The organism is Niallia sp., from assembly GCF_031978665.1.
GTDB lineage: Bacteria > Bacillota > Bacilli > Bacillales > Cytobacillaceae > Niallia.
The window spans coordinates 1-22,153 of sequence record NZ_DALZDK010000004.1; the positions used below are offsets into that span (position 1 = coordinate 1).

General features: G+C 34.2%; 21 protein-coding genes. 6 read left to right on the plus strand and 15 right to left on the minus strand.

The genetic code is table 11. From position 1 onward, the window contains the following. Positions 1-439 precede the first annotated feature (439 nt). The 9 genes from phoU to RTL21_RS02985 form a co-directional block, all read right to left on the minus strand. Positions 440-1,093, minus strand: a complete 654-nt coding sequence (gene phoU, locus RTL21_RS02945) for a phosphate signaling complex protein PhoU (protein WP_312093168.1) — start codon at positions 1,091-1,093, stop codon at positions 440-442. A 38-nt stretch (positions 1,094-1,131) separates the two neighbouring features. Then, the gene (gene pstB / locus RTL21_RS02950; RefSeq protein ID WP_312093170.1) at positions 1,132-1,953 is read right to left on the minus strand and encodes a phosphate ABC transporter ATP-binding protein PstB; all 822 of its coding nucleotides are present in this window, start codon (positions 1,951-1,953) and stop codon (positions 1,132-1,134) included. Between the two features lie 19 nt (positions 1,954-1,972). Beyond that, complete coding sequence (pstA, locus tag RTL21_RS02955; protein WP_312093172.1) at positions 1,973-2,851, minus strand: phosphate ABC transporter permease PstA; 879 nt, start codon at positions 2,849-2,851, stop codon at positions 1,973-1,975. Between the two features lies 1 nt (position 2,852). Beyond that, on the minus strand, positions 2,853-3,803 hold the full coding sequence (gene pstC, locus RTL21_RS02960) for a phosphate ABC transporter permease subunit PstC (protein WP_312093174.1): 951 nt from the start codon (positions 3,801-3,803) through the stop codon (positions 2,853-2,855). 69 nt (positions 3,804-3,872) lie between these two features. Next, on the minus strand, positions 3,873-4,832 hold the full coding sequence (locus RTL21_RS02965) for a PstS family phosphate ABC transporter substrate-binding protein (protein WP_312093176.1): 960 nt from the start codon (positions 4,830-4,832) through the stop codon (positions 3,873-3,875). Between the two features lie 219 nt (positions 4,833-5,051). Beyond that, positions 5,052-7,157: a peptidoglycan D,D-transpeptidase FtsI family protein gene (locus RTL21_RS02970; RefSeq protein ID WP_312093178.1), complete on the minus strand. Its 2,106-nt coding sequence runs from the start codon at positions 7,155-7,157 to the stop codon at positions 5,052-5,054. A 265-nt stretch (positions 7,158-7,422) separates the two neighbouring features. Beyond that, a complete protein-coding gene (locus tag RTL21_RS02975; RefSeq protein ID WP_312093180.1) occupies positions 7,423-9,531 on the minus strand; it encodes a peptidoglycan D,D-transpeptidase FtsI family protein in 2,109 nt (702 codons plus the stop codon). A 161-nt stretch (positions 9,532-9,692) separates the two neighbouring features. After that, complete coding sequence (locus RTL21_RS02980) at positions 9,693-10,910, minus strand: MFS transporter (protein ID WP_312093182.1); 1,218 nt, start codon at positions 10,908-10,910, stop codon at positions 9,693-9,695. 167 nt (positions 10,911-11,077) lie between these two features. Then, positions 11,078-11,686 carry a superoxide dismutase gene (locus RTL21_RS02985; RefSeq protein WP_312093184.1) on the minus strand — a complete coding sequence of 203 codons (609 nt, stop codon included), beginning with the start codon at positions 11,684-11,686 and terminating at the stop codon, positions 11,078-11,080. Between the two features lie 949 nt (positions 11,687-12,635). On the opposite strand from RTL21_RS02985, the gene RTL21_RS02990 reads away from it, so the two are divergent. Further along, positions 12,636-13,331, plus strand: coding sequence for a Crp/Fnr family transcriptional regulator (locus RTL21_RS02990; protein WP_312093186.1), 696 nt, complete (start codon positions 12,636-12,638; stop codon positions 13,329-13,331). 56 nt (positions 13,332-13,387) lie between these two features. Here RTL21_RS02990 and RTL21_RS02995 read toward each other — a convergent pair whose 3' ends face one another. Continuing rightward, positions 13,388-13,867, minus strand: coding sequence for a DUF456 domain-containing protein (locus RTL21_RS02995; RefSeq protein WP_312093188.1), 480 nt, complete (start codon positions 13,865-13,867; stop codon positions 13,388-13,390). 147 nt (positions 13,868-14,014) lie between these two features. Between RTL21_RS02995 and RTL21_RS03000 the strand changes: the two genes are divergently transcribed. Continuing rightward, entirely contained in the window at positions 14,015-14,794 is a 780-nt protein-coding gene (locus RTL21_RS03000; protein WP_312093190.1) for a DUF1189 domain-containing protein, read from the plus strand. A gap of 94 nt (positions 14,795-14,888) precedes the next feature. On the opposite strand, the gene RTL21_RS03005 is transcribed toward RTL21_RS03000, so the two are convergent. After that, entirely contained in the window at positions 14,889-16,586 is a 1,698-nt protein-coding gene (locus tag RTL21_RS03005; protein WP_312093192.1) for a methyl-accepting chemotaxis protein, read from the minus strand. 232 nt (positions 16,587-16,818) lie between these two features. Between RTL21_RS03005 and RTL21_RS03010 the strand changes: the two genes are divergently transcribed. Next, positions 16,819-17,139, plus strand: coding sequence for a LysM peptidoglycan-binding domain-containing protein (locus tag RTL21_RS03010; protein WP_312093194.1), 321 nt, complete (start codon positions 16,819-16,821; stop codon positions 17,137-17,139). Between the two features lie 254 nt (positions 17,140-17,393). Further along, positions 17,394-18,506, plus strand: coding sequence for a flavodoxin-dependent (E)-4-hydroxy-3-methylbut-2-enyl-diphosphate synthase (gene ispG / locus RTL21_RS03015; protein WP_312093433.1), 1,113 nt, complete (start codon positions 17,394-17,396; stop codon positions 18,504-18,506). Positions 18,507-18,597: 91 nt separating this feature from the next. On the opposite strand, the gene RTL21_RS03020 is transcribed toward ispG, so the two are convergent. Continuing rightward, positions 18,598-18,966: a DUF4190 domain-containing protein gene (locus RTL21_RS03020; protein WP_312093196.1), complete on the minus strand. Its 369-nt coding sequence runs from the start codon at positions 18,964-18,966 to the stop codon at positions 18,598-18,600. 168 nt (positions 18,967-19,134) lie between these two features. Between RTL21_RS03020 and RTL21_RS03025 the strand changes: the two genes are divergently transcribed. Beyond that, on the plus strand, positions 19,135-19,716 hold the full coding sequence (locus RTL21_RS03025) for a 5' nucleotidase, NT5C type (RefSeq protein ID WP_312093198.1): 582 nt from the start codon (positions 19,135-19,137) through the stop codon (positions 19,714-19,716). A gap of 120 nt (positions 19,717-19,836) precedes the next feature. Here the strand turns inward: RTL21_RS03025 and zur are convergent, their stop codons facing one another. Next, entirely contained in the window at positions 19,837-20,250 is a 414-nt protein-coding gene (gene zur / locus RTL21_RS03030; RefSeq protein ID WP_312093200.1) for a zinc uptake transcriptional repressor Zur, read from the minus strand. 244 nt (positions 20,251-20,494) lie between these two features. Between zur and RTL21_RS03035 the strand changes: the two genes are divergently transcribed. Beyond that, positions 20,495-20,767, plus strand: coding sequence for a DUF2624 family protein (locus tag RTL21_RS03035; protein ID WP_311296502.1), 273 nt, complete (start codon positions 20,495-20,497; stop codon positions 20,765-20,767). A 54-nt stretch (positions 20,768-20,821) separates the two neighbouring features. Here RTL21_RS03035 and RTL21_RS03040 read toward each other — a convergent pair whose 3' ends face one another. Beyond that, positions 20,822-21,715 (minus strand): deoxyribonuclease IV, encoded by an 894-nt coding sequence (locus RTL21_RS03040; RefSeq protein WP_312093203.1) that lies wholly within the window; start codon positions 21,713-21,715, stop codon positions 20,822-20,824. A 21-nt stretch (positions 21,716-21,736) separates the two neighbouring features. Beyond that, on the minus strand, positions 21,737-22,153 hold a 417-nt coding region (locus RTL21_RS03045; protein ID WP_312093204.1), incomplete at its 5' end, for a C-terminal helicase domain-containing protein.

Consider the following 22,153-nt stretch of genomic DNA (forward strand, 5'->3'; position numbering starts at 1 on the left):
GTTTTTAAATATAGTCAAGTGTAAAAACTATTTTGTTCCATTGCGCTACAAACACTCGCTTTCCTCTATTGCCCACAGTAGTCGAGTGTTTTCCGCTCCATTCCACTTCGTTTTTAAAGACTATTTCCTAAAAAATATTGTTTTTTAAGAAAAAATGAATTAGTAGGAAATATGGAGCAGCCTGAATACACGTAGACGCCACAGGGAGCTGCGAGAAAGTCCGAGACCCTGCAGGCCAAAGGCAGACCGCGGCTCGGCACTCGCCCCATGGAAAGCGAAGTGTATTCAGGCTGCGGATATTAACACTAACTGTACTAAAACAGCCTTTTATAAAACTAATAAAACCCGAACAATCATTTAAGATTCTTTGATAGTTGTTCGGGTTTATCTATGACAGGAATACTTATGTCCCAGCTTCTTTCTTAACTATTTGGTTCCATCACCAATCATATTGTCTACCTTTTACTAAATAGAAAATATTTTCAGCAATATTTGTAGTGTGATCCGCTGCTCTTTCTAAATAGCGACAAACAAATGTCAATTGAGAAATCTGATGCAGATATTCAGGTTTATTTTTACTAATTTCAAAAAGCTCAATAAACGCTTGTTTGTTTAAACCATCTACCTCATCGTCCATCTCAGCAATTTTCCGAGCCAATTTTGTATCTTCTTCATTATATGCATTTAAGGATAATCGCAGCATTTCATTCGTAATTTCCAACATCCTTTTTACATGTACCATTGGTTTTACCAATTCCTGATTGCCTATTCGAATAGTAGCTTTTGCAATATTGACTGCAAAGTCTGCAATTCTTTCGATATCTGTTGCAATCTTAATGCCAACGATAATTCGTCTTAAATCAATCGCCACAGGTGCCTGTTTCGCAATAAGAAGAATAGCGAAATCGTTAATTTCTTCATACAACCTATCTGCCTTTGCATCATCATCAATAATTTCAAGTGCCATTTCTACATTTTGCGTTTCAAGCGCTTCTAATGATCTTTGTAAAGCTTGAATAGAAAATTCGCCAAGCTCTGTCAATTTCTCCTGTAATTCCTTAAGCCCTGCTTCAAATTTTTCTCTAACTGGCATGATAAAAGTCTCCTTTTTCGGATTTTGCGCTAATATAATTATCCAAATCTTCCTGTGATATAATCTTCGGTTCTTTTATCTTTTGGATTTGAGAATATTTTATCTGTTACATCAAACTCAACAACTTCTCCATTTAGGAAGAAAGCTGTTTTATCAGAGATACGTGCAGCTTGCTGCATATTATGTGTCACAATAATGATGCTGTAATTTTCCTTTAGTTCTTGAACGAGCTCTTCTACTTTTAATGTCGAAATTGGATCAAGAGCAGATGTCGGCTCATCCATTAAAATAACATCTGGTTCAATCGCAAGACATCTAGCAATACAAAGCCGCTGTTGCTGTCCACCAGAAAGTCCGTATGCATTCTGGTTTAATCTATCTTTTACTTCATCCCAAATTGCCGCACCTCTTAAACTTTTTTCCACAATTTCATTTAAAATTTTCTTATCACGAATTCCGTGTATTTTTGGTCCATAAGCAACATTTTCATAAATTGACTTTGGAAAAGGATTTGGTTTTTGAAAGACCATTCCCACTTTTGTTCTTAATTCTTCCACTCCATAATCTTTGTCAAAAATATTTCTGCCTCGGTAGTTAATTTCACCTGATGTTTTTACACCTGGCACTAATTCAATCATACGATTTAATGTTTTTATATAGGTTGATTTACCGCAGCCTGACGGCCCAATTATAGATGTTACTTCGTTTTCCATAATATCTAAATCAATATTTTTCAAGGCATGGTTTTCCCCGTACCATAAATTAAGCTGATTTGTTTTATAAACGGAATTTTTCTCTCTGCCAACTGTAGAATTGCTTTCTACTGCTTTCTTAACTTTATCAACAAAAACTGTACTCATTTGAAGTCCCCCTATATGTTTAATAACGCTTTTGGAATTTATTTCTAATCAATACGGCAATAGAGTTCATTAAGATCAATAGTACTAAAAGAACAATTATTCCAGCTGCTGCAAGGCTCTGAAACTCTTCTTGTGGTCTTCCCGTCCAGTTATATATTTGCATTGGTAATACTGTAAACATATCAAAGACTGTTCTCGGCAAGAAGGCTAGGAATAAAGGTAGCCCTAATACTACCAATGGAGCAGTTTCCCCGATAGCACGAGAAAGTGCTAATATTCCTCCAGTTAAAATACCTGGAATTGCTGCAGGCATTACCACTCTAATAATCGTCTGCCATTTTGTCGCTCCCATTCCGAGGGACGCTTCTCTTAATTCACTCGGCACAGCACGGATTGCTTCTTGTGCTGATACAATAATGATGGGTAAAACCAATAAACTCATTGTCAATCCTGCTGCAAGTACACTGGTTCCTAAAGATAGTGCACGAACAAATAATGTTAGACCTAGTAAACCAAACACAATCGATGGTACACCTGCAAGATTCGATATATTGATTTGGATAAAATTTGTAAATTTATTCTTACTCGCATATTCTTCTAGATAAATAGCTGTACCAACTCCAATAAGAAGTGCAACAGGTGCCACAACTGCCATTAGCCATACAGTACCTATCAAAGCAGTATAAACACCAGCATTTTCAGGCTTTCGAGAAGGCAAGCTTGTTAAAAATTGAAAATCTAAATAGCCAATTCCTTGAGTCAATACTCGATAAAATAGGATACCGAGAATAACTAAACCAAATAAAGTCGCACTAAAAAATAAGGCTCTCATTATGACATTTTTCATTAATCTCGGTTTCATTCTTTTTATAACATCCGAATGATTTACTAACTTCATCTTAATATTCCTCCCTAAAACGACGAGAAATATATTGAGCAAGCAGATTCATTAAGAAGGTAAACAGAAATAGTGTAAATCCAACTGCATAAATACTGTAATAGATTGTTGTACCATATCCTGCATCTCCTTGGCTAACTTGAACAATATAGGCTGTCATAGTCTGAATTGATTCTGTTACATTAAAGCTAAGATTAGGTGTACTTCCTCCAGCAACTGCTACAATCATTGTTTCTCCAATTGCTCTTGATAATGCTAAAACAATTGATGAAACAATCCCGGAAACAGCGGCTGGCAAGACAACCTTTATCGCAACTTCAAACTTAGTAGAACCCATCGCTAAAGCCCCTTCACGCATTGCTCGTGGAACAGCACTCATTGCATCCTCTGACAAAGATGCAATCATTGGGGTAATCATAATTCCGATTACTATTCCTGGGCTTAATGCGTTGAACATTTCCAAAGAAGGAGTAATAGATCTAAGCATCGGTGTTACAAATGTTAAAGCAAAAAAACCGTAAACAATCGTAGGGATACCTGCCAGTACTTCTAAGATTGGCTTAATGATTCTTCTTGTTCTATCACTCGCGTATTCACTTAAAAAAATGGCGGATGCTAACCCTATTGGCACAGCAACAATTCCTGCAATAATGGTTACTTTTAATGTTCCAGATATAAGTGGCATGATCCCAAATGAACCTGGTTCGGAAAATGGGTACCACGATTTACTTGTTAAAAATTCTTTTATATTTACTCTTTCAAAAAAGGTAAATGTTTCAATGAGTAACGTAAATAGAATGCCAAGCGTTGTTAAAATCGATAATATAGCAGTAATTAATAATACTTTTGGCATTATTTTTTCTAGCATTTTATTTAAATTATTTTTTTGTTTTTTTTCTGCAATTAACTCCTGCACAGAGAGTGTATTTGCTTTTACATCTTGCTTAATCATGCTTTTTAGCCCCCCTTAATCCAAACACCAAGATGGAAAGCCAAGTACAAAGCTTTCCATCAAAACTTATTACTTAAGTCCTTTAATTAACTCTAAATCTTTTTCATATTCTTCTTCTGGTAATTTTACATAGCCTACATCTTCTGAAAGCACTGCTGCATTTTCAATCATAAATTCAACGAAATTAGCTACTTCTTCTTTTTCTACAGATTCATTTTTCACATAAGTGAATAATGGTCTTGATAATGGAGAGTATTCTCCGCTTTCAACTGTTTCATTTGTTGGTTCAACTGGACCGTTACCACCGTCAATCGGTACTACTTTTAAGTTATCTTTGTTTTCAGCATAATAAGCATATCCGAAGTATCCAATTGCGTTTTTATCACCTGTTACACCTTGTACTAAAATATTATCGTCTTCTGATAATGTTGCTGCTTTAACAATTGGTTGTTCTTCTAAAATTACTTCATCAAAGTAGTCAAATGTTCCAGAATCTGTTCCTGGAGAATAGAATTTGATTTCTTCCTCTGGCCATCCTTCACGAATATCAGACCATTTTTTCGTTGTACCATCTTCTAGCCAAATTTTCTTTAACTCATCTACTGTTAAATGGTCAACCCATGTATTGTCTTTATTCACAACAACGGAAAGTCCATCATATGCTAATCGTAATTCTGTAAAATCAATACCTTTTGCTTCTAATTCTGTTTTCTCTTCGTCTTTAATTGGGCGAGATGCATTACTAAAATCAGTTTCTCCTGCGATAAACGCTTTAAAGCCTCCACCTGTACCAGATGATGCAACAGATACTTTTACGTTTGGTTGCTCTGCTTGATATTCTTCCACGATCGCTTCCATAATCGGATATACGGTTGATGAACCGTCTAATTTGATTTGTCCTGATAATTGTTCACCAGCACTATCATTTGATGAATCTGATGGGCTAGATTCGTTGTTTCCTCCACATGCCGCTAGTGCTAACATTGTTCCAATCATTGCTGTCAATCCTACTGTTTTAAGGCTCTTCATTTTTCTCTTTACCCCCTAAAGATGGTTGTTTTGTTTACAAGATAACTATAAGACTTTAGTATTAACTTGGTTTTAATTATTTGTAAATCAATGTAAAGGCAATGTAAAATCAGGGGGTTTTTGTACTATTTTTCGTAAGATGATAGGGGTAATTCTATCTTTACTAATAAAATAAAAAGGACAAAACTAGTTCTGGCTAGTCTTGTCCTTTTATAAATATTATTCTTTTTCTTCTTTTTTCTCGTCTTTTTGACGTTCTTTTTTTAAATCGAAATACGCGTCCAATACACGTTCTCCAATTTTTTTATTTGCACCATTATCAACACTTCCTTGATATGCCCATGGAACCATCACTGCCATCGCCACTTCTGGATTTTCTGAAGGAGCATAGCTAATTAAGCTTAGGTTCATGACTTGAGGAGGTTCTTTTCCATAATCACTTCTCGATGGCCCATCATAAAACGCCTCTGCTGTACCTGTTTTTGCTGCTGGGGAATAATTTTTCCCACCTAAATTAGAATATGCCGTACCTTTAGGAGTTTGGGCTACCATCTTAAATCCTTGCTGTACTCTTTCAATCCATTCTGGTTTTACATCAACCTTATTTAATACTTTTGGTTTAATTGTTTCTACCACTGGACCAAGTGTACTATCGTCTGCTACAGGTTCACGAATTTCTTTTACAATATGCGGTTCCATCCTTTTCCCACCATTAGCGATGGTAGAAACATATTGTGCAAGCTGCATATTGGAATACGTATCATATTGTCCAATCGATAAATCCAGTAGGAAACCCGGCAGTGTATCTTGTCCTTTAAAGCCAACTTGCTCGTTAGGCAAATCAATTCCAGTGCGAATTCCTAATCCATACTGAGCAAATTCATTTCTAACTAATGAGAAGTCACTTAGCTGTACAGACAATGGTTGACCATATACATAATTTGCACCAGCCATCTTCATCACTGTACGGAACATATAAACGTTAGAAGATCGTTGTAATGCAGTGAGATCATTAATCGGTCCCATTGTTGTCCAAGATTTCTTAATCGTGTTTCCTATTTTTACAGGTGTATCATTCCAAACTGTTCCTGGGGAAATAGCTCCAGTTTTATATCCAGTTAATACAGTTGCACCTTTTACAACCGATCCCACGTTGTAAGTAGTTGTAATATTACCAAGTGCATCATCTTGAACTTCTAATTTTCCTGTTTTTTCATTTCTTACTAGTCGCTTTCCTGCCATTGACAGAACATCTCCAGTATTTGGATTCATTAAAACGACATAGGCTCTATCAAGTAATTTCGTGCCAGCAAAGGTCTTCGCTGTTTTCAATTCTTCCTCAATGATTTTTTCCACTTCTAATTGAAGCTCCATATCAATTGAAAGGACTAAGTCATTTCCTCGTTTTCCTTCCGTAATGACTTCCGTACTAACGATATTGCCTTCTTTATCTGTTTTATTGCGGATTTTCTCTTTTTGTCCTTTAAGAACATCCTCGTATTGGAGCTCTAAGTAACTCGTTCCTACTCGATCATTTCGACTATATCCTCTAGAAACATAATAATCTAATTTCTCTGCCGGTAATCCTCTTTCAGCAGAACTCACATTACCTAAAACAGATTTTAATGTATCACCAAACGCGTAAGATCTTTCCCAATCTGTTGTTGTATCTACACCAGATAAGGCTTCTAGGTTTTCACTTACTACTGCAAATTCTTCGTCACTCACGTCTTTATTTTTGACCATTTGAGGTGTTAATTTATAGCCACTAATAAACTCACGATAGATTGCTAAAACCTCTAAATCATGATTAGAAAGTGTATTTAGATCCTCATCTGTAATACGATCAAGCTGTAATTGATACACTTCAGTATTATATTCGTCTTGATCTGGATACTTCTCTGCTAAAGCTTCTTTTTCGTTATCAGAGACCTTCTTATTAGCCTTTTCTTCATTTTTTATAATCCAATAATCCTTTTTCTCACGCTCTGTTACCTTTTTCGTATCTTTCATAATATACTTTGAAAGCAACTCCGCTGTTTCGAGCATCTCTTCTTGCTTCACACCAGAATTAGTATATGTAATTGCTTTTTGTGCAACATTATCTACAATTACTTTTCCAGTTGAATCATACATTTTTCCACGTGGCACAGAGGTATTTACTGTAACGTCTTCTGTTTTCTCCAATTCTCTTTTATAATCCTCTCCATAAACAATCTGCACAAATCCTAATCGCAGAATCAAGGCCGAGAATAATAAAAAGACAAAAAAGAAAATAATATTAAGACGTACAGGTATTGTTTTTTTCTTTTTCTTTTTTCCCAACGTTTAATCACACTTTCCTTGAATATTCTTTTTCTATTGTAATAGAAAACAGTAGATTATTCTATTAATAACTAATTGGAATAATATGCTAGAATTATTTGAGGCGCGAAATACGCTTATTTCTTCCTATGTTATTAATTAATATGGGATTAAAAATGCCTATGTATCCACGTTTCTTTTATCCAAAAAACACCAAAAAAACTATCTATAAAAGCAGATATATCTATGCTCAAAGATAGTGTTTTTTAGTTAAGAATCTATTAATCTATTGTTTTTTTAATTCAAAATATTTATCCATGACGCGTTTACCGATTGTTAAATTCGGTGAAGGTCCATTATTTGTTGTATAGACCCAAGGGACCATTACGGCCATTGCAACTTCTGGATTATCGGAAGGTGCATACGTGATCAAGCTTAGGTTCATAACCTCCGGTGGTGGAATATCATAATTAGTTCTTAGTGGTCCATCATAAAACGCCTGCGCGGTACCTGTCTTACCAGCAGGACTATATGGTGCACCTACAAAAGCGCCACCTGTTCCACCTGGCTGCATTACCATACGAAATCCCCTTTGAACTTGTTCAATCCAGCCTGGCTTTAAATCTAACTTATTTAAGACTTTCGGTTGGATTTCTTGTACAATTGGACCTAACTTCTCATCTCCTTGTCCTGATTCTCTTATTTCTTTAAGAAGTCGCGGCTGTATACGATAGCCACCGTTAGCAATGGTAGAGGCATACTGTGCTAATTGCATATTTGTATATGTATCATATTGTCCAATTGATAGGAACATTAAATTACCAGGAACAGCTGTGTCTTGTCCTTTAAATCCAGCCATTTCATTTGGCAAATCAATTCCTGTTCTTACGCCTAAACCAAATTCACTAAAGGAATTTCTAATTTTATTCCATGCAGCTGGATCCACGTTCAACGTTTGACCAGGGGTTGTATAACTTTCCTTACCTATCGCTAGTGCAATCTTTGCCATATATACGTTAGAGGATCTTTTTAATGCAGTTAAATCATTCATCCATCCCCACAACGAGCTTGAATGAGATTTGAAATCTGGTGAGTCCTTAATCTTAATAACTTCATCTTTTAATTGAGAATAAGGGCGAATAACGCCTTCTTTATAACCAGTTAAAACCATAGCTCCTTTTACTGCTGAACCAACATTATAGGAGGTTGTAATATTCCCTAGCGCAAAATCTTGGACAACTTGTTTTCCTGTTTTATCATCTTTTCCTAACTGTTTACCCGCCATTGTTAAAACTTCACCTGTATGTGGCTCCATCAATATAACAAATGCTCTATCTAAATATTGGGTACCAGCATAGCCGTATTTCGTTCTTTTTAGTTCTTCTTCAATAATTTTCTCTACTTCCAGCTGTAATTTCATATCAATTGTTAACACTAAATCATTCCCAGCAGATCCATCTGATATAATTTCAGAGCCTACTATCTCATCTGTTTTATCCTTCAAGTATTTAATCTTTTTCTTTTGCCCTTTTAAAACATCTTCATACTGCTTTTCTAGATAGCTTAGTCCGACTCTGTCGTTCATGCTATAGCCTTTAGCTAAATAGCTATCTTTTTCTTCTGCCGGAACTCCTCTTTGTGAAGTACTTACATTTCCCAACACTGTCTTTAAGGTAGAACCAAATTCGTAGTTTCTATCCCAATCACGAACGGTGTCCACACCAGGTAAATTTTCTAAATTTTCGCTAACAACTGCAATTTCTTTATCGGTGACGCCTTCATTTTTAACTATATGCGGAGTATAATAATAACCACTTTGAAATTCCCGATAAATAGCTAATGTTTCCATATCAAGATCTGTTAGTGTATTTAAATCTTTTTCAGATATCCGATTACGCAACATTTCATCATATGCTTTTTGATATTCCTTTTTATCATCTTTATACTTAAGTTCGAGCTGTTCATTTTCATCTTTTGATATTTTCTTTTTTGCTTTATCAGGATTTATTAAAATCCAATAATCAAGCTTGTCTCTTTCTGTTATCTTTTTAAGATCTTTCTCACTATCCATCTTAATAATTTCCGCTAATTTTTCAGCAGTATCCCGCATTTCTTTTGGTGTATACTTCTTCCAATTAGTATATGTAATCGCATTCTTCCCAACATTGCTTACAATACTTTTACCTGTTCTGTCATATATTTCTCCTCTTGGGACAGAGGTACTAATAACCACGTCCTCTTTTTTCTCTACTTCTTTTTTGTATTCATCACCATATACTATTTGCACAAACCCTAATCTTAAAATAAGTGCTGAAAATAATAAAAATACCGTAAAGAAAATAAGATTTACTCTTAAAGGTATTGGATTTCTCTTTTTTTTGATTTTTTCCCCCATTATTAAATCCCACCATTTCCTCCAAATCTTTCCTAATTTCTATTTTAAAGGAATTTTACAGAAATTTCTATATGGATATTGGATATTTAATTGAATACTCTTTTTTCTCCTATTGTGAAAAGTAAGAGGGTCTGTTATTTTGAACAGACCCTACTCTAATTTTAAACAGTCTTCCATCTGATTTTTCGAGCAAAGAAATAAATCACAGAATGCCCACTTCCTAATATAAACAACAGTACAGGAATTACTTTATTGGGATTAAATACGCTGACGCCAATTATAAATATCAGAACAGACAAAAGCCTTCCCAAATTTAGAAACAATTCTCTTACCACAATATATTCAATTCTCATTTCTCCCGCTTTCCATCCCTTTCCGATTACGTCAAAGGTCAAGCTAGTATAAGGAACAAGTATTAACGGATAAGCAATAGCTATTGTGCCTGCATATATCAATAATTTCGTATATGAAAAATCAAAAACGATAATAAACATTGAAAGGAATAACATAATACCCCCGATTAAAATAGATTTATTCCGATTCTCATTTTTGATTGTCCTCGAAACAATGTAATAAGCGACGAATGAAATCCCTGAATTGATTAACCCAAATTTCCCCAAAGCCAATTCACTGTCTGTCGCTATATAAACATAGACAGTTATCATAAACGCAAAGACACCTTCCCGTAAGCCTTGGAAAAAATGAGCGTTCGTAATTAGTTTCCAGTTAAAATTATGTTTTCGCTCTTCCACTATTCTTTTAAAAAAGTATTTGCCTTCTGCTGGCCTTCTTTTTAGAAAAAAACTAGAAATAACGGCTAAAAGAAAGAGTCCAAGAGACATTCCAAAAACAATCATATAACCTGTCGACTTTGTTAGCTGAGAAATAATATATCCAGCAATCATTGGTCCAATCATTCCGGCTACAGAATTTAACAATCCTAAAAAACCATTAAAAAAATCTCTCGTTTCCGGCTCTGTTACTTCGAATGTTAAAACATTATAAGCTAGCCAATAAAATCCATTGCCAATCCCAAGTATTGCACCAAGAACTAAAAGAAATGTCGATGCCCTGTCTCCAATTAATAATACCGTCAAATAAAAAATGGTAAGAAAGGCTACTCCGATTCGAAATACAATTACCCGATCAATTTTCTTTGCCCATCTGCCAGCCAGTGTAAAAGTAAGTAACTGTAGCAAAATTATAGCTAGATTATACAAGCCTAAATCTCTAAATTCACCTGACTGTTTCCATAAAAATACGTTAACGAATGTATTAGAAAGCGCTACACTTAAGGAGTACAAGCCTCCTGTGAGCAACAATATTTTCAAGTCTTTTGTCAGCTCTACATCACCTAATATTTTTCCTATTTTCATCATAGAAACTCCCCTTTGTTCTAGAGTAGTTTCTTACAAAACAATTATCGTTATGCATTATATATAAAAACTAACAATTATGAAAATAAACTTACATAATTGGCTATATTCTGTTTCAGGCGACAAAAAAACCTGTAAGCATTATGCTTACAGGTTTTACTTATCTTTAATTATTTTGCAGCTGTATAACGTTTTGCCACTTCATCCCAATTAATTACATTAAAGAATGCACTGATATACTCAGGGCGACGGTTTTGGTAATTTAAATAATATGCATGCTCCCAAACATCTAATCCTAAAACAGGTGTTTTACCTTCCATTAAAGGATTGTCTTGGTTTGGAGTGCTTGTTACTTCTAATTCACCGTTGTTTACAACTAGCCATGCCCAACCTGAACCAAAACGAGTTGTAGCAGCTTTTGAGAATTCTTCTTTAAAGTTTTCAAAGCTTCCAAACTTGCTATCAATAGCAGCAGCTAAATCACCAGTTGGTTGGCCGCCACCATTTGGAGAAATTACTTCCCAGAATAATGAATGGTTAGCATGACCTCCACCATTATTACGAACAGCTGTGCGAGCAGCTTCTGGAACTGCATCAAGATTAGATACAAGCTCTTCTACTGTTTTAGAAAGTAATTCATCATTTCCTTCTAATGCATTGTTTAAATTTGTTACATAAGTATTGTGATGTTTCGTATGATGAATGTTCATCGTTTCTTTATCGATGTGAGGTTCTAATGCATCATAAGCGTAAGGTAATTGTGGTAATGAATAAGCCATGTCTAATTCCTCCTAATATTGTATGTATTATTTACTTCCATATAAAAATTGTCCTAATCCGACCATTTTTATAAGAGAAGCACTTTAACAATACATTATCAAATAAAGCACTTACTTTCAATCTATTTGCTTGAAAAGATTCCCTCTTTAAAATACCCATTTTATATTATTTTAAACAGACAAAGGATTAGTTTTTAAAATGGACAAATAGTTCATATAAATAATCTGGTATGAAAAGCATTTTTCGCTTTGCTCCTCGAAAAAATGGGGTTCATCTCCTGGATGAAAACTACTTTACTCTTTGCTCCTCGAAAAAACGGCGTTCATTCCCTGGATGAAAACCACTTTTCCCTTTACTTGTAAAAAAATCGGGGTTGGGAAAAAAGTATTCCAGCCATAGACAAACTCGAACAACCAAAAGGGAAATTCCATATGGTTGTTCGGGTTTTCATTAGTGTTATAAAGAGCTGTTTCAGTAAAGTTAGTGTGAGCATCTAAAAACGAAATGGAATGAATTGTTTATTTTACACTTGATTATATTTAAAATCATAAATAACTAGTATGAAAAAGTAGCCTTTTTATGAGTTAAATTAGAGATTGTTCGTCTTTACAGATTGGCTATTTAGTTTTGTCACAACCTCAAATTCACTACAAAATTAAATAATGTTACTCAAATCTTCTCCCATAAATTTTTTAAAATCCTATAGTGATTAACATCACTGCTAAATTCTTTCTCATTTGTATTATTACCGAGTCTATTAGAACTTCCTTCTGCAATAAGTTCGATAAATTGTCATTATTCCATTTCTCCCTTTTGAATCAACGTTCTAGAGATGGAAAGAATCGTTACCACTCACCCGTAATCCATTTTATTCCATTTCGAGATTGACAAATATTTCACAATGTTTTTTAATCAAGTAAAGAGGAACTTTTTAAGGGGTGCTTTCTTATGAATGAAGTACAGCTATCATTATATAGTTTATTAATCCAACATTTCTTTGAAACAGAGAAAATAGAACATATAAATAAGGGAACATTATTATTTCAGGAAAATGATCCTGTTCAAAAAATATATATTTTATTAAATGGAACAATTTCTCTTGGAAGAGTACATGAGAAAGGCAAAGAATTTATCATTAAAATTCTCCATGACGAGGAATTACTTTTAGAATACCAGTTATTTAAACATTCTCCAAAATATTATTTCTTTGCTAGAAGTCTCACAGATTGCGAAGTTCTTGCAGTTAATCGAAAAGAGTTTGAAGCTTTAGCAATAAAAAATCCTATGTTTTTAACCTCCCTTTCTAGTTGGTTAAGTACCGGGTATTTAAAAGCCCATATGAAATGCCAAGATCTTATTATGAACGGAAAAAAAGGGGGTCTTTATAGCATATTAATAAGACTATGTCATTCATTTGGGATTAAAAACGATGAAGGCATCCTGATTGATATCCCACTCACTCATCAAGAGCTAGCAAACTTAACCTTTGGGACAAGAGAAGTGATTCAACGATTACTAAAAGATTTAAGAGAAAGAGAAGTAATTGACTATAGTAACCAAATAATCACTGTAAAAAACCTTGCCTATTTAAAAAGGGCAGTTGACTGCCAGAACTGCCCAGTTGATATTTGTGGGCTTAATTAATAAAAAAGGGAGGAGCTCTGCTTCAAAAGCCGACTCTTCCCCTTTCTTTTATCCGCCTATACTTTCAGAAAAAAATACACAATCATAATCCCTTGTATAATCCCTTTCGTAACTACACTACTTAGAAACCCTATAAGTGAGCCTACACCGATTTTAAGTGCATTCTTCCAATTAGTCTTACTCACGATAAGCTCGGCTAACACAGCTCCAATAAATGGACCAAGAAGGATTCCGATAACTGGTATGACAAAAGGACCTACAAGTAACCCTATTGTACTTCCCCAAATACCAGCCTTCGTACCACCAAATTTTTTTACGCCAATCCAATTGGATACAGAGTCAGCAAAAAATAGTAAGATAACAAACATCCCTTGTATAATCCAAAAAAATACACTAAGTTCATCAAAGGAAAAGAAGAGACCATATAAAAGATATCCCGCTAAAATAAATAGCACACTCGGGATGATTGGATATACCAGACCAATAAAAGCGATAATAAATAAAATACTGATAATAATCCAATAAATAATATCCATAACGTACCTCTTTTCTTCTTATATATAATATGAACATCCATATACATTGTTTATCATACTTTTTTATGCAAATCAAATACTCAGGACTTGTATCTATAGGTTGTAAAAAGATACAATAGGGATGAAACTTTTGAAGGATGTGTAAGAATGAATATTTTTAAGCAGTTTTATCGGAGCCTCTATTCTCCAAAAGATATAGCAAGCTTCCGTTTTCAAGGTATAGGAAAAACTATTATTTATCTATTGCTTTTGACTATTATTGCATCTATACCTAATTTGTATTATTTAAATAAGGGAATTAATGAAGCGATACATACGTTTAGTGTAACAATGAAAGAAGAAGTACCTTCTTTTACAATAAGAGATAGTACACTCCATACAGACAATCAGCAAGAACCAACCATTATTGAAAAGCCTGATTTAACAATCATTTTGGATTCATCTGGAACCTATGACCATTCGAAAATCAGTTCCGATGGAAATTCAGTAGCCCTTTTAAAGAACGAATTCGTTATTGTAACATCTGGACAGATGCAAAGATTTGAATATTCTTCATTTGGGAATATCACCTTGACAAACGAGGAGATTATTGATTTTATACAAACAACAGATTCTTTAGCCTATGTGTTTATGATTATTTTAATTGTCATCTATATCCTGTTTATGCTTATTTATAAAGTTCTGCAAACAATCGTGCTAGCTATGTTCGGAAACTTTTTCTCAAAGATATTCGGCAGAGCAATAACGTATGCACAATGCTGGAAAATCACAGTATATAGTACGACCATTCCTGTTATTTTCTTTACTATTATGGACAGCTTGCAAACCACTGTTCCTAGTGGCTATTTACTAAATTGGTTCATTAGTCTATTCCTTGTTTGCTTAGTTATAAAAGAGATTCAACCAGAAAAACCAATACAACCATAAATGCTTAAGCGAAAACAAGTAGCTAGCGATACATAATAAAAAGCAAAAACTATGCTATGTAGTTTTTGCTTTTTATTTGTGGTTATAATGCCTTTTAATTAATTATTTCTTCTTCCATATTAATGTTTTCCTCTAATTTCGATACTAACTTTGAAAGTCTTGTACTAATATCCGCATTTACCTGAATACTATCCTGCTGTATTTCCCCTATCTTTTTCATTTCATCTGAACTTGCAAGTGTTTGTTGGCTAATCGAAGTCACATGTAGTGTACTATGCTCCATTTTTGGAAAAAACGCTTGGAGCTCATTCAATAGATGGTTATTATCTTTTAGTCCTTCACTTACGAGGGAAATCCCCTCTAGTAATTGATTAAAAGAAATCGTCGCCTTTTTTGCTAAATCATCACTCTTCGTAAAATTTAGTTGAATGTCTTTTAAATCGGTTGATGATTTTTGTATAATTTGATCCATATCCAGTGTGAAAGTTTTAATATCCTCCGCTGATTTTGAAGATAAGACAGCAAGTTTCTTTACCTCATTTGCAACTACTGCAAATCCTTTTCCTTGAATACCAGCTCTAGCCGCTTCTAACGTAGCATTTAACGCCAAAAGTTTTGTTTGTTCTGCAAGTCCTTTTATATCTTCGACAACCTTTTTAATAGATAAAGCATGATTATTAAGCAAATCATTATTGCTATATATAACGGTTACTTTGTCTTGTAGCAAATGTTGACTAGCAAATAAATTGTTCATATTTTCTTCGCCAAGTCTTGCAGCTCGATTCATTTTTTCCGTATGAATATTTATTTTCTGGCTACTTTCTTTAATTTGTGCGCTAAGTGCCTTCATATCTTGAAAAACGGTTATATTTTGTTCGGAACTTATAGCTGTTTGCTCTGCTCCATTTTTTACAGTGTTTATCATTTCAGTAAGTGTCTCGCCACTTTCGATCATCTGTAAAGCTTCTGTTTGTAAAATATCATTTGTCTTGGCCAAATGGGCACTTGTAGCTTGCATTTCAGATAATACAAGCTTTAATCTTTTAATTAATAAATTATAGCTATTAATCAATGACATAATCTCCGGTATCGAGGTTTTAATGGAAGTAACCTCTGTTAAATGACCATCTCTAGCTATGCGCATAATTTCCCGTAGTTTTAATAGTGGGCTTACCATCGTTTTGACAAAAAAACGAATAACAATGGCAATAATGACAATGCTCAATGCTGAAAAAAGGAGCAAATTATTTTTTAACTGATTTACATTATGTAGGTATTCCTCTTGCGGGATTACCAATAGATAAATCCCCTTTAATTCTTGTATTTGTTGAAAGGCTACTGTATATGTCTCGCCATTCCATCTTGTTTCCAATACGCCTGATTCTAATTCATTTACTTTATGAATAAATGGATCTTCCCACTTAAACTGTGAAGTCTGACTTACTTTAAAAGGCTTCACTTCATTTTCCGAGAGCAAAAAGAAGGAGGCGTTTAACCCTTCCTTAGCAAAGCTTGCATCCTGATCTCTTATTATTTGTTCCATTTTCGATTGGAACTTTTCTTCTTGACCAACATACATTAACATCGTATTTTGAGCCATTATGTAAATTGTACTTGCCTCTTTTTCTAATCTTTCATGCATCATCTTAATCGTTATCTTTGTAGAGCTATTAATGGAGATAACAGTTAAAATTAAAATAGTAATAATAAATAACGGCAAAATAAATAGGAATAACCGATTTTGTATGGACAGCTTTTCCCTCGCTCTTTTCTCTACCTTCATCTTTTTCATTCACTTCGTCCCCCCTATTCAATATTTTCACAAATATTTGTTAAGGGCATGTAAAGACAAAGTAATTAAATAATTAATTTTATGACTATTTTCCTATTTCTTGTTTCCTAAACTTTATTGACCGTTTTCGTAAAGAATTATTGCTATTATCTGTAGACTTTTTATTTAAATAGTTCTAATCAAAGTTGGACAAGCATATATTTTGCCTATAACCAATTTAGGGGGATTTAGGATGAAAAGGTTTTTTATTACCTTTGCAGTAATAGTGACAATCTATGTTATTTATATTGATTTAAATGAAGGAACACTTTCCTCCACAAGTAAACAAGAACCCTCCTTAGAAGTACAAGCATCTCCTGAAGAATCGCCATTATTCTTCGAACAAAAAGTCCAATCTGGTGATACCGTTCTTTCTATTGTCGAGCAGTATTCCACTGGCGGCTTATCTGTTAGCCTAGAGACTGTTGTAGAAGACTTTCAGAAATTAAATGATGGATTAAAACCTGAAGATATTCAAATAGGAAGAACATATTCCTTCCCTATATATAAATAATAGACATTCCACTTCCGAAAATAGATATTTGAGGAAGTTTTTCATATCCATTTATACTAAAAAAACTTTTTAACCCCTATATAAAGGTATTCCCAGTAAAAAGCTAAATCATTTTTTAGCAAGTTTCTTGTCAATATGATTGTTTCATTGATACAATAGGTAAGGATATTAAGGATATTGATAATAAGAATAAATTTAAAGCTAAATTATTTTGGCTTGTCCAATATAAAAGGAGCGAATCACCATTGAGTGAAATTATACATCGTACAAAAACCCGCCCAATTAAAGTGGGGAACTTAACAATTGGGGGAAGTAACGAACTATTTATCCAAAGCATGACAACAACAAAAACCCATGATGTTGAGGCAACTGTCGCCCAAATTAAACGTTTAGAAGAAGCTGGCTGTCAGGTTGTTCGTGTAGCATGTCCAGATGAGCGTGCTGCTGATGCTATAAGTGAGATTAAAAAACAAATAAATATACCACTAGTAGTGGATATCCATTTTGATTATCGTTTAGCCCTAAAAGCAATTGAAGGCGGCGCAGATAAAATTCGAATCAATCCAGGTAACATTGGGAAAAGAGAAAAAGTTGAGGCCGTTGTAAAAGCTGCGAAAGCAAAAGGGATTCCTATTCGAATTGGGGTTAATGCTGGTTCTTTAGAGAAAAAGATTCTCGAGAAATACGGATACCCTACTGCAGATGGAATGGTTGAAAGTGCCCTGCACCATATTAAAATACTAGAAGATCTTGATTTCCATGATATTATTGTATCCATGAAAGCTTCTGATGTTAACCTAGCTATTGAAGCATATGAAAAAGCAGCAAAAGCATTTGACTATCCTCTACATTTAGGTATAACAGAATCAGGAACATTATTTGCTGGTACAGTAAAAAGTGCTGCTGGTCTAGGTGCTATATTAAGTAAAGGGATTGGAAATACTTTACGAATCTCCTTAAGTGCTGATCCTGTGGAGGAAGTAAAAGTTGCCCGAGAACTGTTAAAGTCATTTGGTCTTTCTTCTAATGCAGCTACATTAATTTCTTGTCCAACTTGCGGCCGAATTGAAATCGACTTAATCAGTATTGCCAACGAAGTAGAAGATTATATTTCTACAATAAAAGCACCTATTAAGGTTGCAGTCCTAGGCTGTGCAGTTAATGGTCCAGGTGAAGCAAGAGAAGCCGATATTGGCATTGCCGGTGCTCGTGGAGAAGGATTGCTATTCCGTAAAGGAAAAATCGTCCGCAAAGTACCTGAGGAAATAATGGTAGAAGAACTTAAGAAAGAAATCGACGCAATAGCTGCAGAATATTTTGCAAAAAAAGCAGCTGAAGAAAATGATACAATCAGTGTGCAGCCATAAATTAACGAAACACAGTATGTTCCCTACTTTCATTTGTAAGAAAATCTAACCTCATAACGGAGGTTAGATTTTTTTGATTTCCCTTTTCTTATTAGAAGAATGGGGCAATAAAAATACCAATGATTATGGAGATAGCACCTAATGTAATAGCCCAAGTTCCAAGTGCATTCGCTCCTCTTCTTCTTGCGACGAACCCTAATACTATCCCGACAATACCTAATATAATAGGCATTACGAATAAAGACAGGATAGAAATCAATAATGCTGCAATACCAATTCCTTTACCACCTACTGATCCCCTATCTCTCTCAACATTAGAGGTCACTGGACGCGTAGCATTATAGGTCATTGGAGGTGTTATTTCTGCTGATGTTTCTTCCAAATAATCAACCGGTGATCCAGTTCGCTCTCTATCTTGAAAATCGTGACTGTATCCTTCATTGCTGTTTTGATCTGCCATGATGATCCCTCGCTTTCTTTAATAGGAGCATTTATTATCATCACCAATTTCTCTGTCTCTATGTCTGTAAATGTTTTACATGAATTACCCTTTTTTGCTTCTTTCCTTTTCCTACTCATCATTATTTGATAAGCTAGATAAGAACAACAATAGAAAAAGGAGCTTAAAATGAAAAAACTGCGTTTTGGAATCGATATTGATGGAACAGTAACAAGCCCTGCTACATTTGTTCCCTTTTTAAATGAAAGCTTTCAATTAAATATTACATTAGAGGATGTCGTCCAGTATGAATTTTATCCATTAGTTAACGTTTCTAACGAGGAATTTGACAAGTGGTTTATGGAAAATGAAGCAAGAATTTACACCGCATCTCCTCTTGCTGAAGGAGCAAATATTGTCCTCCAAAAATGGGCGAAACAGCATGAACTCATATTTATTAGCGCAAGAGGCGAAGGAATGCTGGAATTAACAAAAGAATGGTTTATGAATCATGGTATCAGTTTTGATCAAATAGAATTAATTGGCTCTCATCATAAAATAGCTGCCGCAAAAAAACATAAGGTAGATATTTTCTTTGAAGATAAGCATGATAATGCCGTTATGCTTCATGAAGAACTAGGGATTCCAGTTATTCTCTTTGATACACCATATAACAGGAAACCGATTCCTAAAGGAGTTAAACGCGTAACTACGTGGAATGAAGCCTATGAGTGGATTGAAGAATGGGTTAACTCACCATTAAATAAATAAGCTTTCATTTTAATGGGGAAAACTCCTTTTACTACATAGAAATCATCTTGTTTTCAAACAGCAATTCTTGAGCAGCCTTATAAAAAAAACGAAGCGATATCCATAGATATACTTCGTTTTTTAGTTTTGGCACTCTGGACATTTCCCGTAAATTTCAAACTTATGACCAGAAACGTCGTACCCCTTTAAATTTTCTGTCAGTTCTTCCATTGGACAAGTAATAATTTCTTTCGTTTTTCCACAATCTAAGCATATAAAATGATGGTGGTGGTGATGGTGAGAACAGGTAAAGCGAAAATGTTTTTCTCCATTTAACTCTGTCATCTCAAAAATATCCAATTCTGCAAATAATGATAAATTGCGGTATATCGTATCGAAACTTAAGCCTGGATAATTATTCTTTAATGCTTCTAGTACATCCTTAGCAGTTAAATATTTATTTTCATTGGAAAATAATGCTAATATATCTTCTCTCTTGTCTGTATGTTTATATCCTTTTTCCTTTAGGATATCAAGCGCACTTTGTACATTCATTTTCTCCACCTCATTTCTGCTTATCTTTTATAGAAGAAATGCTAAAAAACCAGCGTGCTTTTAGCAGTTAATTATTCTATAAATATTAACAAAATAAAAATTCTATAGTAATCATTACGATTTATGGCTTAAAAACAGTATACAAGAACGAATGATTGTTGTAAAGATATCATCTTCTTTATATGTTAGCTATGAGAAATCAAAAAAAATTGGCACATTTTTGTCTTTCCCCTCATATGTTAGAATGGGGAGTGATGACATGAAAATTTTTGAAAACATAATCAATCATAAAATCAACAACATAACCTCTACTGAATTAATGAAATACAGTAAACAATTCAAAATTAAGATTACAAATGAGGAAGCTGTAAAGCTTGCTAATCACCTTAACGGTCGAAAAATCAATATTTTTAAGCCTAATGAACGGGCACAATTAATCAGAGAGGTAGCTAAATTGACAAGTCCTGCTACAGCAAAGGAACTAAACGAATTATTTAATTTATTTGCAGAGCAGTAACCTACTATACTTAATCCTTGCTTTCGAAATAAAAAACGCTCAATTGAGCGTTTTTTAACTTTGTAAAATTTCTTCCAATAGATTCTCATTAAATACTTTATTTTTAATCATTTCAATTTCATGTTTATAAGGTGCTTTTTTATTCGTTTTATCGATACCTACATATGGTGTTTCCAATATTTTTGGAACATCTTCTAGCTCGGGATGATGAACAATTTTTACTAATGAATCAAAACCGATTTGACCGTAGCCGATATTCTCATGTCTATCTTTTCTGGCACCAAGGATATTTTTGCTATCATTAATATGCAATACTTTTAATTTATTGATTCCGACGATTCGATCGAATTCTTCTAATACGCCATCAAAATCTTCTATAATATTGTAACCAGCATCATGGGTATGACATGTATCAAAGCATACAGATAATTTATCATTATGCGTAACGCCGTCCATAATCATTGCTAATTCTTCAAAGGTACGACCACATTCAGATCCTTTTCCAGCCATTGTTTCAAGTGCAATTTGCAGGTTCTCATTTCCTGTCAGCACTTCATTTAGGCCTTCGATAATTTTTTTTATGCCAACCTCTGCACCCGCACCTACATGTGCGCCGGGATGTAAAACAATTTGTTTTGCTCCTAGCGCTTCCGTTCTCTCAATTTCACTACGTAAAAAGTTTACTCCCAATTCAAAAGTGGCAGGATTCGTAGTATTGGCGATATTAATAATATATGGTGCATGGACGATAATATCTTCAATGCCATTTTGCTCCATATGAAGCTTGCCTGCTTCAATATTTAACTCTTCAATCTTCTTTCTTCTCGTGTTTTGCGGTGCACCTGTATAAATCATGAAAGTATTAGCACCATAGGAGACTGCCTCTTCACTTGAACCCAGCAACATCTTTTTTCCACTCATTGATACATGTGAACCAATCTTCAACAAATCAAACACTCCTCTATTCCCTTATTTTTTTCTACTATTTATTCTCTTTTCTCTCTTTTTAATTGTCTCTACCTGTTGTTGCATTTTTTTCTTATATCCAGGTTTCACCTTTTTCGGCTTCTTGACAAGTGACTTAGCCTTTAAATCAATTTCATCTACTTGCTTCTTACGATTTTTACGGCGATTGCGATCTTCTAATTCTATCCATTCGCCTTTCTTAAGATCCATATGCTTGAATTCAACACCTAGTTTTTCCAACTGATTTAACTTGTCTTCATCAGAAGTCTCATAGATTGTTAAGGCAATGCCTGAATAACCTGCTCTTGCTGTTCTTCCGACACGGTGTACATAAAAATCTAAGTCTGTTGGTAACTCATAATTGATAACATGACTAATACCTTTAATATCAATTCCTCTTGCCGCTAAATCAGTTGCAAT

What these genes read in the sequence shown, in the direction of transcription:
- RTL21_RS03000 (WP_312093190.1), top strand. Translation starts at nt 14,015, where the DNA reads ATGAATATTTTTAAGCAGTTTTATCGGAGCCTCTATTCTCCAAAAGAT.
- RTL21_RS03010 (WP_312093194.1), top strand. Translation starts at nt 16,819, where the DNA reads ATGAAAAGGTTTTTTATTACCTTTGCAGTAATAGTGACAATCTATGTT.
- RTL21_RS03035 (WP_311296502.1), top strand. Translation starts at nt 20,495, where the DNA reads ATGGGGAGTGATGACATGAAAATTTTTGAAAACATAATCAATCATAAA.
- RTL21_RS02990 (WP_312093186.1), top strand. Translation starts at nt 12,636, where the DNA reads ATGAATGAAGTACAGCTATCATTATATAGTTTATTAATCCAACATTTC.
- RTL21_RS03020 (WP_312093196.1), bottom strand. Translation starts at nt 18,966, where the DNA reads ATGGCAGATCAAAACAGCAATGAAGGATACAGTCACGATTTTCAAGAT.
- RTL21_RS02965 (WP_312093176.1), bottom strand. Translation starts at nt 4,832, where the DNA reads ATGAAGAGCCTTAAAACAGTAGGATTGACAGCAATGATTGGAACAATG.
- RTL21_RS02975 (WP_312093180.1), bottom strand. Translation starts at nt 9,531, where the DNA reads ATGGGGGAAAAAATCAAAAAAAAGAGAAATCCAATACCTTTAAGAGTA.
- pstA (WP_312093172.1), bottom strand. Translation starts at nt 2,851, where the DNA reads ATGAAGTTAGTAAATCATTCGGATGTTATAAAAAGAATGAAACCGAGA.
- RTL21_RS02985 (WP_312093184.1), bottom strand. Translation starts at nt 11,686, where the DNA reads ATGGCTTATTCATTACCACAATTACCTTACGCTTATGATGCATTAGAA.
- phoU (WP_312093168.1), bottom strand. Translation starts at nt 1,093, where the DNA reads ATGCCAGTTAGAGAAAAATTTGAAGCAGGGCTTAAGGAATTACAGGAG.
- RTL21_RS03025 (WP_312093198.1), top strand. Translation starts at nt 19,135, where the DNA reads ATGAAAAAACTGCGTTTTGGAATCGATATTGATGGAACAGTAACAAGC.
- pstC (WP_312093174.1), bottom strand. Translation starts at nt 3,803, where the DNA reads ATGATTAAGCAAGATGTAAAAGCAAATACACTCTCTGTGCAGGAGTTA.
- RTL21_RS02980 (WP_312093182.1), bottom strand. Translation starts at nt 10,910, where the DNA reads ATGATGAAAATAGGAAAAATATTAGGTGATGTAGAGCTGACAAAAGAC.
- RTL21_RS03005 (WP_312093192.1), bottom strand. Translation starts at nt 16,586, where the DNA reads ATGAAAAAGATGAAGGTAGAGAAAAGAGCGAGGGAAAAGCTGTCCATA.
- zur (WP_312093200.1), bottom strand. Translation starts at nt 20,250, where the DNA reads ATGAATGTACAAAGTGCGCTTGATATCCTAAAGGAAAAAGGATATAAA.
- pstB (WP_312093170.1), bottom strand. Translation starts at nt 1,953, where the DNA reads ATGAGTACAGTTTTTGTTGATAAAGTTAAGAAAGCAGTAGAAAGCAAT.
- RTL21_RS02995 (WP_312093188.1), bottom strand. Translation starts at nt 13,867, where the DNA reads ATGGATATTATTTATTGGATTATTATCAGTATTTTATTTATTATCGCT.